This is a genomic window from Variovorax rhizosphaerae (assembly GCF_037889975.1).
Taxonomy (GTDB): domain Bacteria; phylum Pseudomonadota; class Gammaproteobacteria; order Burkholderiales; family Burkholderiaceae_C; genus Variovorax; species Variovorax rhizosphaerae.
The window spans coordinates 122,419-139,269 of sequence record NZ_JBBKZT010000014.1 but is presented as its reverse complement, the minus strand read 5'-3'; the positions used below and the strand labels follow the sequence as shown (position 1 = coordinate 139,269).

Sequence of the window (16,851 nt, the reverse complement as noted above, 5' to 3'; positions counted from 1 at the left end):
ATCGCCTTCACCTCGTCCTCCCTTGCAGAGCAGAACCACCACCACCGTGATGCTGGGCATCGCACAGACGCTGGCATGGGCTTCGTCGTACTACCTTCCCGCGGTGCTGGCAGGCGCCATCGGCAGGGACGTCGGTACATCGGCGTCCACGGTGTTCGGCGCCTTTTCGCTGGCGCTCCTGGTCGCCGCGGCCATCGGACCGTTCGCGGGCCGGCTGATCGACCGGCTGGGCGGGCGGCCCGTGCTCATCGCCAGCAGCCTGGTGTTTGCCGCAGGACTTGCAGCGCTGAGCCAGGCCCGTGCGCCGATCCATGTCTTCGGTGCATGGGCGGTGATGGGGCTGGCCATGGGCAGCGGGCTTTACGAAGCGGCGTTCGCCACCGTGGTGCGGCTGCACGGTGTGGATGCCCGGCGCGCCATCACGGGCATCACCTTGTTCGCAGGGTTCGCCAGCACCGTGGGCTGGCCGCTGTCGACGTACCTCGATGGCGTGGTGGGCTGGCGAGGCGCCTGCCTGACCTGGGCCGCGCTGCACCTGTTGATCGGCCTGCCGCTCTATGCGCTGCTGCCAAGGGCCGCACCCGCGCTCCCGGTGTCGAAGGCGGACGTGGACCCGCGAGATGGAGGCTCCGCACTCTCGCCCGCGCAGCAGCGCCGTGCCGCCTTCCTCATGGCCTTCGTCTTCGCGGTGGCATGGTTCAACAGCACGGCCATGGCTGCACACCTGCCGGACCTGTTGCGGGCCGCAGGCGCCACCCTGGCCGTCGCGGTGGGCATCGCCGCGCTCGTCGGGCCTGCGCAGGTGGCGGGGCGGTTGATCGAGTTCACGCTCCTGAAGCGGGCACATCCGCTGCTTTCCGCGCGCCTGGCAGCGCTGGCGCATCCGCTGGGTGCGTTGTGCCTCGGGCTCTTCGGTACCTCGGCGGCAGTGGCCTTCGCCATGTTGCACGGGCTGGGCAACGGGATCTTGACCATCGCCATTGGAACGCTGCCGTTGCTGATCTTTGGTGCCAAGGGCTACGGGCAGCGCCAGGGACTTCTCATGGTGCCGGCGCGCGTCGTGCAAGCGGCGGCGCCCTTCCTGTTCGGGCTCGCGGTCGAGCGCTGGGGTGTCGGATCGCTGTGGTTCTCGGCGATGCTGGGACTGGCCGCATGCCTGGCGCTGGCCGTCATGACCGCCGACACCAAGGCGGCGGCCAGCGTCGGAGAACCGGCCACGCCCTGAGACCCTGCCAACACAGGTAAACGCGGATATACGCTGCCCACGTTCTTATAGAACATAACCTTTTCGACTGCTTTCCACGCATCCGCCTCAAGGAGACACCGCATGACGAGCCATCGCCTCACCACCTTCGCCCTGGGCGCCGCCATCGCCGCGCTGGCCGCATACAGCTTCAGTGCACAGGCGCAAGACAAGCCGGTCATCCTCAAGATGTCGAGCTGGGTGCCGGCGCAGCATCCGCTCAACCCCTCGCTGATCGCGTGGGCGGAGGACATCAAGAAGGCATCCGGCGGAACGATCACGGCCACGCTGTTCCCTTCGGAGCAACTCGGCAAGGCCTTCGACCACTACGACATGGCGCGCGACGGCATCGCCGACTTCGCCTACGTCAACCCCGGCTACCAGCCGGGCCGCTTCCCGATCATGGCCGGCGCCTCGCTGCCCTTCCTGTTCTCCAATGCCAAGGGCGGCTCGGCCGCCATCGACGCCTGGTACCGCAACTACGCGGCCAAGGAGATGAAGGACGTGAAGTTCTGCTTCGCCTTTGTGCACGACCCCGGCACTTTCCACTCGCGCAAGAAGATCACATTGCCGACCGATATCAAGGGCATGAAGATCCGCCCGGCCACCAGCACGATCGGGCAGATGGTCACCTCGCTCGGCGGCACCAACGTGCAGGCGTCGGCGCCCGAATCGCGCGACATGCTGGAGCGCGGCGTGGCCGATGCGATCACCTTCCCGTGGGGCTCGATCGGGCTGTTCGGCATCGACAAGGTGGTCAACTTCCACATGGACGTGCCGCTCTACGTCACGCCCTTTGTCTGGGCCATGAACAAGGACAAGTACGACAGCATGTCCGTCGCACAGAAGAAGGTGATCGACGACCACTGCACCAGCGAATGGGCGGAGAAGGTGGCGTCGCCGTGGGCGGATTTCGAGTTTGCCGGTCGCGCGAAGATCGCGGCGCTGCCGGGGCATGAGGTTTACAAGCTGACGCCTGATCAGCTGGACGCATGGCGCAAGGCCGTGGCGCCGGGGGAGGCGCAGTGGGCCGAAGGCGTGAAGAAGGTGGGCGGCGATCCGAAGGCGGCCATGGATGCGTTGAAGGCCAGCTTGGCGAAATCGAATTCGGCGCTGTGATGGCGAAACAATCTCCCTCCCCCGCTGGGGGAGGGCTGGGGTGGGGGCAATCTGCGGTCGATAGCCAAGGCAGCGTGCCCCCATCCCTGCCTTCCTCCAAAGGGCGATGGAGCAAGACATGACCCAGCGCTCCACCCGCGTGATGGACAGGATGATCAACACGATCGAATGGCTCGCGGCCATGTTCGTGGGGATCGTGGCGCTGAACATCTTCATCGCGGTGGTGCTGCGCAAGTTCTTCGACACCTCCATCCCGGACGCCTACGACTTCGGCCGCATGCTGCTGGGCATCCTGATCTTCTGGGGCATCGCGGCAACGAGCTATCGCGGCGGGCACATCACGGTCGACCTGGTGTGGACCGCCGCGGGCCCGCGCATGAGGCGCGTGATCGACGTGTTCGCGACGCTGGTGCTGCTGTTCGTGGTGGCCGTGCAGACCGCCATGCTGTTCGACAAGGTGCGCGGCACCTATGCCGACAACGTACAGACCTTCGACATGAACATCCCTGTCTGGCCCTTCTATGCGGTGGCCTGGTTCGGCGACGTCTGCGCGGTGGTGCTGATCGCCATACGCACCTGGCGATTGATCTTCCAGCCGGAGTTGCTGGAAGACGAGAAGCCGGAACAGAAGGCGGACTGAATGAGAGAAATGAGGCCCACCCCCGAATGCGCCTGCGGCGCTCCCCCTCAAGGGGGCGCACCCAGCGGCCCGGCAAAGCCGGTTCCGCGGGTGCCCTCGAACAGGCAGTGCTTGCCTACGTTTCATTCGTCGCGAGTCATGCGATAGCGTGTTGGCAAACTGAAATGAGCACCGACGCTATCGCAGTCCTGGGCTTCGTGGTCCTCTTCGCCTTGATGCTGCTGCGCGTGCCGGTCGGCATGGCGATGGGCTTGGTGGGCGTGGTCGGCTACAGCTGGATCGTCGGGCCCGGCCCCGCGCTCAAGCTGGTCGGCCAGACCTCGATGCGCACCGTCACCGACTACACCTTCGGCGTGATCCCGATGTTCATGCTGATGGGGGCGCTGGTGTCGGTCTCGGGCGTCAGCCGCGAACTGTTCCGGGCGGCGAATTCGTTGATCGGCCACTTGCGCGGCGGGCTCGGCGTGGCCACGGTGCTGGCCTGCGGCGGCTTCGCGGCGATCTGCGGTTCGTCGGTGGCGACGGCGGCGACCTTCTCCGCGGTGGCCTATCCGGAGATGCGGCGCTTCAACTACCCGCAGTCCTTTTCCACCGGCGTGATCGCGGCCGGCGGTACGCTCGGCGCGATCCTGCCGCCGTCGACCGTGCTGGCGGTCTACGCCATCCTCACGCAGCAGGACATCGGCAAGCTGTTCATGGCGGGCGTGGTGCCCGGCATCCTGGCGATGACGATGTACGTGCTGACCATCGCGATCATCGTGCGCGTGCGGCCCGGCTGGCTGCCGGCCGGCGAGCACAAGCCCTGGTCGGAAAGGCTGGTCGACCTGAAGGCCGTGTGGGCGCCGCTGGTGCTGTTCGTCTTCGTCATCGGCGGGCTCTACGGCGGCTTTTTCACGCCGACCGAAGCGGGCGGCGTCGGCGCGAGCGGCGCCTTCATCCTCGGCCTGCTGCGCCGCAAGCTCGACGGCCCGAAGATCCGCGAAGCCCTGCTCTCGGCCACGCGCACCGCCGCCGCCGTGTTCACCGTCCTGATCGGTGCGCTGCTGTTCGGCTACTTCCTCACCATCACGCAGAGCCCGCAGAAGCTCACCGGCTTCCTCACCGGCCTGGGCATCGGCCGCTACGGCGTGCTGGCGCTGATCATGCTCATGTACCTGGTGCTGGGCTGCCTGATGGATGCGATGGCGATGATCATCCTCACCGTGCCGATCATCTTCCCGGTGATCGTGGCGCTGGGCTTCGACCCGATCTGGTTCGGCGTGATCATCGTGATGACGGTGGAGCTGGGGCTGATCCATCCGCCAGTGGGCATGAACGTCTTCGTCATCAAGAGCGTGGTGAAGGACGTGAGCTTCACCACCATCTTCAAGGGCGTATTGCCCTTCATCGTGACGGACCTATTGCGCTTGATCATCCTGATCGCTTTCCCCATCACTGCGCTATGGCTACCGACTCGCATGGGATAGGCCTCTCGCGCTCGCAACTATTGCGAGGTGGCGTGGGCGCGGTCGCGTGCGCTGCCCTACCCTTTCACGCTGCAGCCCAGACAGCCGCATCACCTACGCGCATGAACACCCGCCCCATACCCTCGACGCAAGAAGCGCTCCCGGTGATCGGCTGCGGCACCTGGCTCGGCTTCGACTACTCGCCCGGCACGCCGGAATACGCGCGCTTGCCGGGCGTGCTCGAAGCGCTGTTCAACGCTGGCGGGCGCGTGATCGACAGCTCGCCGATGTACGGCCGCGCCGAGGCCAACACGGGCGACCTGCTGGCCGCGGCGAAAGGGCACGACAAGGCCTTCATCGCCACCAAGGTCTGGACCAGCGGGCGAGAGGCCGGCATCGCGCAGATGGAGCAATCCTTCGCGCGCCTGAAGACTCAGCGCATGGACCTGATGCAGGTGCACAACCTGGTCGACTGGCGCACCCACCTGGCGACGTTGCGCAACTGGAAGGCGCAGGGCCGCGTGCGCTACATCGGCATCACGCACTACACCGCGTCGGCGTACACGGACGTGGAGGCCGTGCTGCGCGCGGAGAAGCTGGATTTCCTGCAGATCAACTATTCGGTGGACGAGCGGACCGCCGAGAAGCGCCTGCTGCCGCTCGCGGCCGAGCGCGGCGTGGCGGTGATCGTGAACATGCCCTTCGGCGGCGGTGGCCTGCTGCGCCGGCTGCGCGACAAGCCGCTGCCCGGATGGGCAGGCGAGATCGGCTGCACGAGCTGGGCGCAGGTGCTGCTGAAGTTCGTGCTGAGCCATTCGTCGGTGACCTGCACCATCCCCGGAACCAGCCGGCCGGAACACATGGCCGAGAACGCGAAGGCGGGCATGGGCGCGATGCCCGACGCGGCCTTCTGGAAGCGGCACGCGGCGGACTTGCCTACGTAGACAGTCGAAAGTGGCGGTTTGGTCGGAACCGGCGATGGGCGTCGGCGAGGCAACGCACATGCCGCGCGCGACCGACATCTACACGCGCTTCCTTGCCCTCAGCGACGCCACCTGCTCCAACGTATAGCCCAGTTCCCCAAGGATCTCCTCCGTGTGCTCGCCCAGGGCCGGCGCTGCGCGGCTGAACTCCAACGGCGTATCGGACATCAGCACCGGATGCCGCGCCACCGGATAGCTCTGCGCACCGAAGCTCTGCGGCTGCAGCATCCCGTTGGCCTGGATCTGCTCGTCCTCCAGCACCTGCTGCAGGTCATGCACGGGCGCCGCTGGAATCTTGCAACCCGCCAGCGCCGCCAGCACCTCCCCGCGACTGCGCGTCGCGCACCAGTCGCTCATGACGGCACTGATCGCCTCGCCGTTCTGGGCACGCAACTCGTCGTTGGCAAAGCGCGGATCGGACTTCATCGCGGGCTGGCCCACCAAGTCGCACCAGCGCCCGAACATCGCCTGCCCGATGGTCTGCACGATCAGCCACCCATCGCTTGCACGAATCACATCGCTGGGCCCCGCAAGGTAGCCGCGATTGCCCTGCGGCACGCGGTTCTTCTCGAGCACCGCCTGCTCGATCAGCGCGCCGTTGGTGTGCACCAGCGCCGTCTGCAGCAACGAGCCTTCGACGCACTGACCGCGCCCGGTGCGCTCGCGCGTCCACAGCGCGGCCAGCGCACCCATGGCGCAGGCGTGCGCGGTGCCGAAGTCGACCCAAGTGGCTGCGGTGCGCGCCGGCGCATCCGGCAGGCCTGACAGGAACATCGCGCCGCTCATCGCCTGGCCGACCGAATCGAAGCCGGCCTGCCGAGCCGACGGCCCCTGGGTGCCAAAAGCCGTGACGCTCACCAGCACGATGCGCGGATTGCGCGCACTCAGGGTCGGGTAGTCGAGGCCCAGGCTGCGCAGGGTCTCGGGCGGCAGGTTGGCGACGACCACGTCGGCGGTGGCCACCAGTTGCTCGACGATGACACGGCCCTCCGCGCTGGCCAGGTCGAGCGTGAGGCAGCGCTTGTTGCGATTCAACTGCAGGAACATGCCGCCCTCGCCGCTGGCCAGCACCGGCGGCACGCGGCGGTCCTCGCCGCCTTCCACGCGCTCGATGCGGATGACGTCGGCGCCGAGGTCACCCAGCAGCGCAGCGCAATAGGGGCCGGCAATGTAGCGGCCGAAGTCGAGCACGCGCACGCCTTCGAGCAGGGGCGGTGCGGTGGGGGAGGAAGCGGGGATCGTCATGCGGGCCAGTATCCGGCGAGCTGTCGGCAGGAACCATGCGTGGAAAGCCTGAAATGCCCGACGCCGTCCAGCGCAAGTTCGCACTGCCAACGGAGATCGCCTGGGTTCACCGGCCCACACCTTGCTATCGTTCGTGGCACATGACCGAAATCCTTGGCATCACCGGCCCGATCTACCTCGTCATCGCGCTGGGCTTCCTGGCGGGGCGCCTGGAGATCTTCACCAAGGCCGACATGCGGGTGCTGGGCACTTACGTCGTGAAGTTCGCGCTGCCTGCGCTGGTGTTCACCGCGTTGTCGCAACGGCCGGTGAGCGACATCCTGAACGGGCGCTACATGCTCGACTACGCGGTGGGCTCGCTGATCGTGATGATGGTGGCCTTTGCATGGGGCTGGCGGCGGCAGGGCAAGAGCTTCACGCTGAGCTCGCTGTGCGGCCTGGGCATGTCCAGTTCCAACAGCGGCTTCATCGGCTACCCGATCGCGGTGCAGGTGGTCGGCCCCTCCACCGCCGCAGTCGCGCTGGCCATGAACATGGTCATCGAGAACCTGGTGATGATTCCGCTGACGCTGGCGATGGCCGACAGCGGCAGTTCGGGCGCCGGCAAGTGGTATCGCATCGCGCTGGAATCGATGGGCAAGCTGGCGCGTAATCCGGTCATCCTGGCCATGCTCGGCGGTTTCGGCGTGGCCTTGCTGGAACTGCCGATCGCAGGCGGCGTGCTGGCACGCACGATCAACATGCTGGCGATGTCCTCGGCAGCGGTGTCGCTGTTCGTGATCGGCGGGGCACTGGTCGGGCTGCCGATCAAGGGCATGCGGCGCGACGTGACCGCCATCGCGCTGGGCAAGCTGGTGCTGCACCCGCTCGTGGTCGGGCTGCTGGTGTGGCTGTTGCCGCCCAGCGACCCTTCGCTGCGCGCAGCCGCCGTGGTGTTTGCCGGCGTGCCGATGCTCAGCATCTATCCGATCCTGGCGCAAAAGTACGGCTTCGACACGCTCTGCGCAGCGGCGCTGTTGCTGGCGACGGTGCTGTCCTTCGTGACGATCAGTGTGCTGCTGTGGCTGCTCGGGGAGTTGCCGGGGTGGATACCGGCGCCTTGAACATGGCATTCGCGCTCAGGGCGATGCGGTACGTTCTGACACAGGTGTGCGCGCGCCCTGCGGAAACTTGCCCGCATGACCCAATTCCTTCTTGCTGCGCTGGCTTCCTTGGCGGCTGCTGCCGTGTTGACCGTGACCATCCCGGCCGAGGCTGCGTCGGTGGACTGGCAATGGCCCTCGGTTGAGCTCGATGCGCGTTGAGCCAATGAATCCGGGTCAGCCGGCCACCACCGCAATGCCCCGTAGCTGACCGGCCTTGGCTTCACCCGCCGGCCGTGGATAGCGCGACGGCGCGAAACGATGCAGCAACTCGGCCTCCCGCGCACGGGCCATCGCAAGGTTCGCCAGCTTCACATGACCGTAGCCGCGAATGGTCATCGGCACTGCGGCGATCAGCGCCGCCAGCTTCTGGTTAGCGGGTGACAGCTCCGCCATCAGCTCGTCCAACCGCGCTTCGAACTGGCCGATCAGCGCGCGTTCCAGCCGCCGCTCCTCCGTGTGGCCGAACAGGTCGAGCGCCGTGCCGCGCAGACGTTTCCCGTGTGCCAGCCACTTCATCGCCGGCAGCATCCAGCCGCCGAGGCGGATCTTGCGTGGCGGCTGGCCATCCTTCGGCCGCGACAGGAAGGGCGGCGCCATGTGGAATTCAAGCTGGAAGTCGCCCTCGAACTGCTCGGCCAGCTTCTCTCGGAAGCTGCCATCGGTGTAGAGCCGCGCCACCTCGTACTCGTCCTTGTAGCTCATGAGCTTGAGCAGGCTGCGGGCCGCATTGCGCGTGACCGGCAGGCTGGCATCGCCACCCACCAGCGCGGACTCGCGCGCCATCACCTCGCGCAGGCGTGATTCGTAGCGCCGGGCCCAGGCGGCGTTCTGATAGGCAGACAACCGAGCGACCGCGTCGGCGATCAGCGCCTGCGCCGTCTCATCCTGTGGCGCATGCGCCGCGGCGTTGCGCAGTCCATGGATCGCATTCGCATCCGCCGCGGCGAGCCGGCCCAGCGAGAAGGCCGTGTGATTGGCCTCGACCGCCACGCCGTTGAGCTCGATCGCCCGCATGATCGATTCGAGGCGCAGCGGTATCAGCCCGCGCTGCCATGCGTAACCCATCGCGAGGATGTTCGAGGCCTGCGTGTCGCCGATGAACTCCTGCGCCAACGTCTGCGCATCGAAGGTCTCGACCTGTTCGTCGCCGGCAACGAAGCGCATCTTCTCCAGCAACAGCTCGACCTTGAGGTCCGCATCCGGATTGCGCAACGCCTCGGCGACCGGGATCTCGTGCGTGTTCGCGAGGATGCGCGTGCGGCCGTGGCGCACCGTCTGCAGCGCGTCCGCAGAAGCGCCGACGACGACGTCGCAGGCCAGGATCGCGTCAGCCTGCTGCGTGTCGATGCGGACCTGGTTGAGCCGCTCAGGCCTGTCGGCCAACCGCACGAAGCTCAGCACCGCACCGCCCTTCTGCGCAAAGCCCATGAAATCGAGCACGCTGGCCGACATGCCTTCCAGGTGCGCGGCCATCGCGATCACCGCGCCCACTGTCACCACGCCGGTGCCGCCGACGCCGGTGACCAGCAGGTCGTACGGGACATCCCACCGGTGCTCGCCCGGCACGGGCAACTCGGCCACATGCTCCAGGAAGGCCGCGCGCCCCGCCGCGAGCGCACCGCTCTTCTTGCGCAAGCTGCCGCCGGTCACGCCAACGAAGCTGGGGCAGAAGCCCTTGGCGCAGGAATAGTCCTTGTTGCAACTGGTCTGGTCGATCTGGCGCTTGCGGCCGAGTCCGGTTTCCAGCGGCAGCACGGCGACGCAATTGCTTTGCACGGTGCAGTCGCCGCAGCCTTCGCAGACGGCCTCGTTGATGAACAGGCGCTTCGATGGATCGACCATCTCGCCCTTCTTGCGGCGCCGGCGCTTCTCGGCCGCGCAGGTCTGTTCGTAGATCAGCACCGTGACGCCGGGCACTTCGCGCAGGCGGCGCTGAACGGCATCGAGCTCGCTGCGGTCATGGAACTCGGTGCCGGCCGGGAACCGGCCCTTGAGCGCGTCGTACTTGTCGATCGCGTCGCTCACGACCACCACCTGCTTCACGCCTTCGGACTCCACCTGCCGCGCGATCGCATCGACGCTGATGACGCCATCCACCGGCTGCCCGCCGGTCATCGCCACCGCGTCGTTGAACAGGATCTTGTAGGTCAGCGTGGCCTTCGCCGCCACGGCCTGCCGGATCGCGAGGTAGCCCGAGTGGTAGTAGGTGCCGTCGCCGAGGTTCTGGAACACATGCGGCGTGCGCGTGAACATCGAATGCGAGACCCAGTCGACGCCCTCCCCGCCCATCTGGATCAGCCCCGCCGTGCTGCGGTCCATCCAGTTGGCCATGAAGTGGCAGCCGATACCGGCGCGCGCCGTCGAGCCTTCGGGCACCTTGGTGCTGGTGTTGTGCGGGCAGCCGGCACAGAAGTACGGCAGGCGCTTGACCGAATCGCCGCCGTTGCTGAGCAACTCGGGCAACGTGAAGTCGCGCACATGCTGGAAGTGATTGCCCAGGTCGGTGTTGTCGGGGAAGTGCTGCGCCAGCCAGTGCGCCACCAGTTCGATGAGGCGTGAAGGCCGCAGTTCGCCGAGTGCGGAGACCAGCGGCTTGCCGTCGCGGTCCAGCTTGCCGACCAGCGCCGGGCGCGCATCGGACGGCGCGTTGTAGAACAGGTCGCGCAGTTGCGTCTCGACGATGGCGCCCTTCTCTTCGATCACCAGGATCTCGCGCAGACCCTTCGCGAAGTCCTTCATGCGCGACTGCTCGATCGGGAAGCTCAGGCCCAGCTTGTAGAGCCGCACGCCCACGCGCGCGAGGCTTTCGGGCGTCACTTCCAGGCGGCGCAGCACTTCCATCAGGTCGTAGTGCGCCTTGCCGCAAGTGACGATGCCGACCGTGGCATGCGGGCTCTCGATCACGTGGCGGTCGATGCTGTTGACGCGCGTGAAGGCGGCGACGGCCTCCAGCTTGTCGGCCAGGCGCGATTCGATGCGCAGCGATGGCAGGTCGGGCCAGCGGTAGTGCAGGCCATCGGCCGGCGCGAGATGACCGGTGATGCCGCGCACCGAATCGGCATCGGCCCAGGCCGCGACGCGGGCGTTGATGCGGTCGAGGTCGACGGTGCCCGCACTCTCCACCACCTCCGACAGCGCCGCCATGCCGACCCACGCGCCCGAGAAGCGCGACAGCTCATAGCCGTACAGGCCGAACTCCAAATACTCGGCCACGTTGGCTGGTTGCAGCACCGGCATGCTCCACGCCATGAAGGCATGGTCGCTCTGGTGCGGCATCGAGGAAGACACGCAGCCATGGTCGTCGCCGGCCACCACCAGCACACCGCCGTGCGGAGACGAGCCGTAAGCATTGCCGTGCTTGAGCGCATCGCCCGCGCGGTCCACGCCCGGCCCTTTGCCGTACCACATCGCGAACACGCCTTCGACCGTGCGCTCCGGGTCCGATTCCACGCGTTGCGTGCCCAGCACCTGCGTCGCCCCAAGTTCCTCGTTGATGGCCGGCACGAAGCGGATGCCAGCCTCCTTGAAGCGCTCCCCGGCCTTCCAGATCGCCTGGTCGACCATGCCCAGCGGCGAGCCGCGGTAGCCGCTGACGAAGCCTTGCGTGTTGAGGCCGCGCGCCGCATCACGCTGGCGCTGCATCAGGAGCACGCGCACCAGGGCCTGCGTGCCGGTGAGATAGATGGCGCCCGAATGCGCCCAGAGGCCATCGGACAGCTTGTAGTCGGCGCGCGCCAGCGGCTGCGCTGCTTCATGGGTAGTCATGCGAGGATTGTTCTTCGCATCGACGAGGAATATTCTCTTCTTTGCGCCCGAATTGACCCTCAATACGAGAACGCTGTTCTCGAATCAAGCCATGAACGACGATCTCATTCCTCTCGACAATCATTCGCTGCAGATTCTCAATGAATTGCAACGCGACGCCCGCCAGACGGTCCAGCAGATTGCGGACAAGGTCGGCCTTTCCTCCACGCCGTGCTGGCGCCGCATCAAGGAAATGGAAGCCTCCGGTGTAATCCGCGGCTACACGGTAGTGGTGGACCGCGAAAAGGTCGGCCTCAACCTCGCGGCGGTGACCGAGGTCAACCTGGACCGGCATCATGAATCGAAGGTGCGGGACTTCGAGAAAGCGGTGGAAGCCAGCCCGCAGATCGTGCGCTGCGTCGCGGCCACGGGTCCGGCCGACTACATCCTGACGGTGCTGGTGCCTGACATCAAGCACTACGAGAAATTCCTGCACACGACGCTGTTCGAACAGGCGGGCGTCACGCACGTGCGCTCGTCGATCGTGTTGCGGGAGGTCAAGAACGAAGGCAGCTTGCCGATCGATTTGGGGTCGCCTTCACGGCAACGCGGCGCGCGTTGATGACGATGGCTCGACCCTTTTCGTGGTGAGTCTCGTGGGATGGCGCGCTGTTGAAGGCGAAGACGGTCACGGCGTGGCGGTGCGAATCGACTCGATGCATGCTTTCCCACTGCGGGGGCCGCCCGGCATGCCAAGCGCGCTGGTCGCCTTCACTGTGCCGGCCCCTTCGGGGCTCCCCTCCGGTGCTCGTCATTCGCGGGGTCTCGCAGAACTCGCTCCGCTGACGCTCCACTCAAACAGCTGCGAGCCCTGATCCGCGAATGACTCCGCTCCTCGGCGGCACAGAGGCGGCGCCCATCGCGCTTGGCATACCGGGCTCGGGGTTTGTTCGAAGGACTTGTTCTCTTGCAAACGCAGAAACGCGCGCCCCGTTTGCAGCTTGCGCTGGATTCAGGGCGAGAGTCCTCGTCACGAGCAAGCGAAAGCGAATAGCCCGGGTCTACCGGAGCAGTTGAACAAGCGGTGCGACCAACAGCATTCGCGTTTGCTGTTGATCAGTAGTCGGCCCAAGCTCAGGGGTGAGGCGAAGGGAAAAACGACCATTGAACACCCCCCGGAGCCCGGTATGCGGTGCGCGCCGGGTGCCGCCTCTGTGCCGCCGAAGCGCGCAGCGTTTGGCGGATCAGGGCCACATGCTGTTTGAGCGAAGCGAGTTCATGTGGACCCCGCCGAACGCGAGCACTGCAGGGGAGCCGCGAAGCGGCCGGCACAGTGAAGGCGCCCGGCGCGCACCGCATGCCGGGCGGACTTTGAAGCGTGCGCGATTTCTTCTGCAGCGTGTCGAGTGCGAGCACTCCACGCGCATCGGCGGTGGACTCAACTCACCCCCTGCGCCGCGCCTTCAACATCTCCGCAACGAGAAACGCCAGCTCCAGGCTCTGCGACCCATTGAGCCGCGGGTCGCACGCACTCAGGTAGCGCGCCTGCAATCCTGCCTCGGTCAGCCCCTGCGCGCCGCCAGTGCATTCGGTCACGTCCTGTCCCGTCATCTCGAAATGCACACCACCCGCATAGCTGCCGGCCGCCGCATGCACGTCGAAGAAGCTGCGCACCTCCGCCAGGATGCGCGGGAAGTCGCGCGTCTTGACGCCGGCCGACGTCGTCACGGTGTTGCCATGCATCGGGTCACAGCACCAGACCACGCTGCGCTGTTCGCGCTGCACCGCCGCGATCAAGGCCGGCAGGCGCTCCGCCAGCAGGTCGGCGCCCATGCGCGTGATCAGCACCATGCGGCCTTCGACGTTGCCGGGGTTGAGCGTGTCGAGCAGGCGCAGCAGGTCGTCGGGCTTGGCGTTGGGGCCGAGCTTGCAGCCGATCGGGTTGTCGATGCCGCGCATGTACTCGACGTGCGCGCCGTCGAGCGAGCGCGTGCGTTCGCCGAGCCACAGCATGTGGGCCGAGCCGCCATACCAGCGACCGGTCGCGTCGTCGCGACGCGTCAGCGCTTCCTCGTAGTGTAGGTGCAGCGCCTCGTGCGAGGTGTAGAACTCCACCTCCTTCACCTGCGGCGAACTGCTCGCGTCGAAGCCGCAGGCCTCCATGAAGGCCAGCGCCTCCTCGATGCTTTGCGCCACCGCCTCGAAGCGCTCGCCCTGCGGGCTGTGGCGCACGAAGTCGGAGGTCCAGCGATGCACCTCGTGCAGGTCCGCAAAGCCGCCTTGCGCCATCGCACGCAGCAGGTTGAGCGTGGCTGCGGAATGCGAGTAGGCGCGCAGCAGGCGCTGCGGGTCGGCCATTCGCGCTTCCGGCGAGAACTCCGCGCCGTTGACGATGTCGCCGCGATAGGACGGCAGGCTCACGCCGTCCACCGTCTCCGCGTCGGACGAGCGCGGCTTGGCATATTGCCCCGCCATGCGGCCGATCTTCACGACCGGACACGACGCCGCGAAGGTCAGCAGCACCGCCATCTGCAGGATCACACGGAACGAGTCACGCACGGTGCCGGCGCTGAGTTCGTCGAAGCTCTCCGCGCAGTCGCCGCCCTGCAGCAGGAAGGCCTTGCCGCGCGACACGGCGGCCAGGCGCTCACGCAGCGTGGCCGCCTCGCGGCCGAAGATCAGCGGCGGCCAGGCGGCCAATTGCTTGTCGGCGGAAGCCAGCGCGGCCGGGTCCGGATAGCTCGGCATTTGCGCCACCGGAAAGCGGCGCCAGCTGTCGGGCGACCACGTCGTGGTGGCCGAAGTTGCGATTTCGATCATTGTTTTGTCCCTGCACTCGGAAAGAGTGCGGCACGATACCGCGACTTCAGTTCAGGCTGGTGACAGGGCGTGTGGCCGCTCGCTTTGCGTCGTGATAACTGCCGGTGCCGCGCGTCAACAGCGTGTCGCTGGGCAACACGGTGCCGGGCTGGTACTCGGGCTGTCCGGCGATGCGCTCGTAGAGCGGCGCAAAGTCGATGTGAGCGAGGTCAAGCAGCTTGTCGAGGTTGTCGATGACGAAGTAGCTTTCCTGGAAATCGTCGATGCGGTAGTTGGTGCGCATCACGCGCTCCAGGTCGAAGCCGATGCGATTGGGCGACGGGTCGTCAAGCGAGAACACCGTCTCCGTGTACGAGGACGCGATGCCCGCGCCGTAGATGCGCAAGCCGTCCGCCTGCTTCACCAGGCCGAACTCGACCGTGTACCAGTAGACGCGCGCCAACTTGTCGAGCACGCCCAGCTTGCGCGCGCGCAGGCCGCCCACGCCATAGGCCTGGATGTAGTCGGCGATGGCGGGGTTCATCAGCATCGGCACATGGCCGAAGACGTCGTGGAACACGTCGGGCTCTTCGAGGTAGTCGAGTTCGCTCGGCTTGCGGATGAAGTGCCCCGCCGGGAAGCGGCGATTGGCCAAGTGCTCGAAGAAGACCTCGTCGGGCACCAGGCCCGGCACTGCCACCACCTGCCAGCCGGTGCGCTGCATGAGCACTTCGCTGAGTTGTTCGAAGTCGGGGATCTGCTCGGGGCCGATCGGCAGGTCCCGCATGCCGGCGACGAACTCGTCGCACGCGCGGCCGGGCAGCAGCTTCGACTGGCGCTCGAACAGCGTCTTCCACACGGCGTGCTCGGCAGCGGTGTAGTTGTGCCAGCCCTGGTCGATGGTCCAGTCGGCGCGCGTGGGCGCGTCGCCGCCGGCCAGGCCGTGGCCGGTCTTGAGACCCTCGGGGGTGAGTTCCTTGAGTTGCATCAGCATTGTTCAATTACCTTTCACGCCGCCACGATCCTGTTCCAGGAACACCGCGGAGCCGGCTTTGGCGGGCCGCCGGTGTTGCCCCCGGTGGGGATGGGCGGCCTGCACGAAGTGAGATCAACCTGGGGAGGAGCAACATCCTTGCGGAACCGGCTTTGCCGGGCCGCTGGTATCGCCCCCGGTAGGGGTTGGAGGAGCGCACGCGGTGCGCGGAACCTGGGCGCGAGCCAAAGTCACGCGGCTTGCAGCACGCCGCGGCGCACCTGGTCGCGCTCGATCGACTGGAACAGCGCCTTGAAGTTGCCTTCGCCGAAGCCGTCGCTGTAGTCGCCCTTGCGCTGGATGAACTCGAAGAACACCGGGCCGCCGAACACCGTCTCCGAGAAGATCTGCAGCAGCAGGCGCGGCTGCCCACCTTCGGTCGTGCCATCCAGCAGGATGCCGCGTGCTTGCAGTTCCGGGATCGACTCGCCGTGGCCGGGCAGGCGGGTCTCGAGCATCTCGTAGTAGATATCGTTCGGCGCGGTCAGCAGCGGAATGCCGGCCAGGCCGAGTTGGTCGATGGTGTCGATGAGGTTGTCGCTCAGCAGCGCAATGTGCTGGATGCCCTCGCCGTTGAACTTCATCAGGAACTCCTCGATCTGGCCCGAGCCCTTGGACGATTCCTCGTTCAGCGGGATGCGGATCTTGCCGTCCGGCGCGGTCAGCGCCTTGGAGGTCAGGCCGGTGTACTCGCCCTGGATGTCGAAGTAGCGGATCTCGCGGAAGTTGAAGAGCTTCTCGTAGAAGTTCGCCCAGAAGGTCATGCGGCCGCGGTAGACGTTGTGGGTCAGGTGGTCGATGACCTTCAGGCCAACGCCCGGCGGATGGCGGTCCACGCCTTCGATGAATTCGAAGTCGATGTCGTAGATCGACTTGCCATCTTCGTAGCGGTCGATCAGGTACAGCGGCGCGCCGCCGATGCCCTTGATGGCCGGCAGGCGCAGTTCCATCGGACCGGTGGCGATCTCGATGGGCTGCGCGCCGAGTTCCAGCGCGCGGGCATAGGCCTTGTGTGAGTCCTTCACGCGGAAGGCCAGCCCGCAGGCCGCGGGGCCGTGCTCGGCCGCGAAGTAGGCGGCGGGGCTGTGCGGTTCGCGGTTGACGATGAAGTTGATGTCGCCCTGGCGGTAGAGCACCACGTCCTTGGAGCGGTGCTTAGCGACGAGCGTGAAGCCGAGCTTCTCGAAAAAGGGCTCCAGGGTGTTCGCGACGGGCGAAGCGAATTCAACGAACTCGAAGCCTTGAAGGCCCATGGGATTCTCGAAAAGGTCGGTCATGCGGTGGTCTCTGTATGGGTTGGATCGAATACCCACGATGCTAGGGATTTGTGCCGCAACAATCTTGCAAGTTTTGTATGGGAGGCGTTCTAAACGCATGAATCATGCGTATTGACTCGTTCAACTGCACTTCCGCATGTTGAATTGACAGTTGAGCGCCGTTTTTTTCATCATTGCG

Annotated in this window: 13 protein-coding genes; 8 read left to right on the top strand and 5 right to left on the bottom strand. The window is 66.4% G+C overall.

All coding sequences use genetic code 11. The features are described 5' to 3' along the window. Nucleotides 1-22: 22 nt before the first annotated feature. From WKW82_RS27170 to WKW82_RS27150, 5 genes are all read left to right on the top strand, one after another. A complete protein-coding gene (locus tag WKW82_RS27170; RefSeq protein ID WP_340345653.1) occupies nucleotides 23-1,225 on the top strand; it encodes an MFS transporter in 1,203 nt (400 codons plus the stop codon). Nucleotides 1,226-1,327: 102 nt separating this feature from the next. Continuing rightward, complete coding sequence (locus tag WKW82_RS27165) at nucleotides 1,328-2,362, top strand: TRAP transporter substrate-binding protein (protein ID WP_340345652.1); 1,035 nt, start codon at nucleotides 1,328-1,330, stop codon at nucleotides 2,360-2,362. Between the two features lie 118 nt (nucleotides 2,363-2,480). Next, a complete protein-coding gene (locus WKW82_RS27160) occupies nucleotides 2,481-3,002 on the top strand; it encodes a TRAP transporter small permease (protein ID WP_340345650.1) in 522 nt (173 codons plus the stop codon). A 164-nt stretch (nucleotides 3,003-3,166) separates the two neighbouring features. Next, on the top strand, nucleotides 3,167-4,468 hold the full coding sequence (locus tag WKW82_RS27155) for a TRAP transporter large permease (protein WP_340345648.1): 1,302 nt from the start codon (nucleotides 3,167-3,169) through the stop codon (nucleotides 4,466-4,468). After that, nucleotides 4,444-5,391, top strand: coding sequence for an aldo/keto reductase (locus WKW82_RS27150; protein WP_340345647.1), 948 nt, complete (start codon nucleotides 4,444-4,446; stop codon nucleotides 5,389-5,391). The genes WKW82_RS27155 and WKW82_RS27150 overlap by 25 nt, the downstream gene beginning before the upstream one ends. A 78-nt stretch (nucleotides 5,392-5,469) precedes the next feature. Here WKW82_RS27150 and WKW82_RS27145 read toward each other — a convergent pair whose 3' ends face one another. Next, nucleotides 5,470-6,675 carry a CaiB/BaiF CoA transferase family protein gene (locus tag WKW82_RS27145; RefSeq protein WP_340345645.1) on the bottom strand — a complete coding sequence of 402 codons (1,206 nt, stop codon included), beginning with the start codon at nucleotides 6,673-6,675 and terminating at the stop codon, nucleotides 5,470-5,472. Between the two features lie 53 nt (nucleotides 6,676-6,728). Between WKW82_RS27145 and WKW82_RS27140 the strand changes: the two genes are divergently transcribed. Together WKW82_RS27140 and WKW82_RS27135 are read left to right on the top strand one after the other, a co-directional pair. Beyond that, nucleotides 6,729-7,778: an AEC family transporter gene (locus WKW82_RS27140; RefSeq protein WP_340345644.1), complete on the top strand. Its 1,050-nt coding sequence runs from the start codon at nucleotides 6,729-6,731 to the stop codon at nucleotides 7,776-7,778. Nucleotides 7,779-7,853: 75 nt separating this feature from the next. Next, nucleotides 7,854-7,979, top strand: coding sequence for a hypothetical protein (locus WKW82_RS27135; RefSeq protein WP_340345643.1), 126 nt, complete (start codon nucleotides 7,854-7,856; stop codon nucleotides 7,977-7,979). 15 nt (nucleotides 7,980-7,994) lie between these two features. On the opposite strand, the gene WKW82_RS27130 is transcribed toward WKW82_RS27135, so the two are convergent. Then, nucleotides 7,995-11,585, bottom strand: a complete 3,591-nt coding sequence (locus WKW82_RS27130) for an indolepyruvate ferredoxin oxidoreductase family protein (RefSeq protein WP_340345642.1) — start codon at nucleotides 11,583-11,585, stop codon at nucleotides 7,995-7,997. 91 nt (nucleotides 11,586-11,676) lie between these two features. On the opposite strand from WKW82_RS27130, the gene WKW82_RS27125 reads away from it, so the two are divergent. After that, nucleotides 11,677-12,186 carry an Lrp/AsnC family transcriptional regulator gene (locus tag WKW82_RS27125; RefSeq protein ID WP_340345710.1) on the top strand — a complete coding sequence of 170 codons (510 nt, stop codon included), beginning with the start codon at nucleotides 11,677-11,679 and terminating at the stop codon, nucleotides 12,184-12,186. 821 nt (nucleotides 12,187-13,007) lie between these two features. Here the strand turns inward: WKW82_RS27125 and WKW82_RS27120 are convergent. The 3 genes from WKW82_RS27120 to hppD form a co-directional block, all read right to left on the bottom strand. Next, a complete protein-coding gene (locus WKW82_RS27120) occupies nucleotides 13,008-14,384 on the bottom strand; it encodes a class II 3-deoxy-7-phosphoheptulonate synthase (protein WP_340345641.1) in 1,377 nt (458 codons plus the stop codon). 46 nt (nucleotides 14,385-14,430) lie between these two features. Continuing rightward, nucleotides 14,431-15,357: a phenylalanine 4-monooxygenase gene (gene phhA / locus WKW82_RS27115; protein ID WP_340345640.1), complete on the bottom strand. Its 927-nt coding sequence runs from the start codon at nucleotides 15,355-15,357 to the stop codon at nucleotides 14,431-14,433. 230 nt (nucleotides 15,358-15,587) lie between these two features. Continuing rightward, nucleotides 15,588-16,673, bottom strand: coding sequence for a 4-hydroxyphenylpyruvate dioxygenase (gene hppD, locus WKW82_RS27110; RefSeq protein ID WP_340345638.1), 1,086 nt, complete (start codon nucleotides 16,671-16,673; stop codon nucleotides 15,588-15,590). Nucleotides 16,674-16,851: the final 178 nt, after the last annotated feature.

Bases quoted from the DNA above. Each gene is read 5' to 3' on its own strand.
- WKW82_RS27165 (WP_340345652.1), top strand. From the start codon at position 1,328: ATGACGAGCCATCGCCTCACCACCTTCGCCCTGGGCGCCGCCATCGCC.
- WKW82_RS27160 (WP_340345650.1), top strand. From the start codon at position 2,481: ATGACCCAGCGCTCCACCCGCGTGATGGACAGGATGATCAACACGATC.
- WKW82_RS27155 (WP_340345648.1), top strand. From the start codon at position 3,167: ATGAGCACCGACGCTATCGCAGTCCTGGGCTTCGTGGTCCTCTTCGCC.
- WKW82_RS27150 (WP_340345647.1), top strand. From the start codon at position 4,444: ATGGCTACCGACTCGCATGGGATAGGCCTCTCGCGCTCGCAACTATTG.
- WKW82_RS27145 (WP_340345645.1), bottom strand. From the start codon at position 6,675: ATGACGATCCCCGCTTCCTCCCCCACCGCACCGCCCCTGCTCGAAGGC.
- WKW82_RS27140 (WP_340345644.1), top strand. From the start codon at position 6,729: ATGCCCGACGCCGTCCAGCGCAAGTTCGCACTGCCAACGGAGATCGCC.
- WKW82_RS27135 (WP_340345643.1), top strand. From the start codon at position 7,854: ATGACCCAATTCCTTCTTGCTGCGCTGGCTTCCTTGGCGGCTGCTGCC.
- WKW82_RS27130 (WP_340345642.1), bottom strand. From the start codon at position 11,585: ATGACTACCCATGAAGCAGCGCAGCCGCTGGCGCGCGCCGACTACAAG.
- WKW82_RS27125 (WP_340345710.1), top strand. From the start codon at position 11,677: ATGAACGACGATCTCATTCCTCTCGACAATCATTCGCTGCAGATTCTC.
- WKW82_RS27120 (WP_340345641.1), bottom strand. From the start codon at position 14,384: ATGATCGAAATCGCAACTTCGGCCACCACGACGTGGTCGCCCGACAGC.
- phhA (WP_340345640.1), bottom strand. From the start codon at position 15,357: ATGCTGATGCAACTCAAGGAACTCACCCCCGAGGGTCTCAAGACCGGC.
- hppD (WP_340345638.1), bottom strand. From the start codon at position 16,673: ATGACCGACCTTTTCGAGAATCCCATGGGCCTTCAAGGCTTCGAGTTC.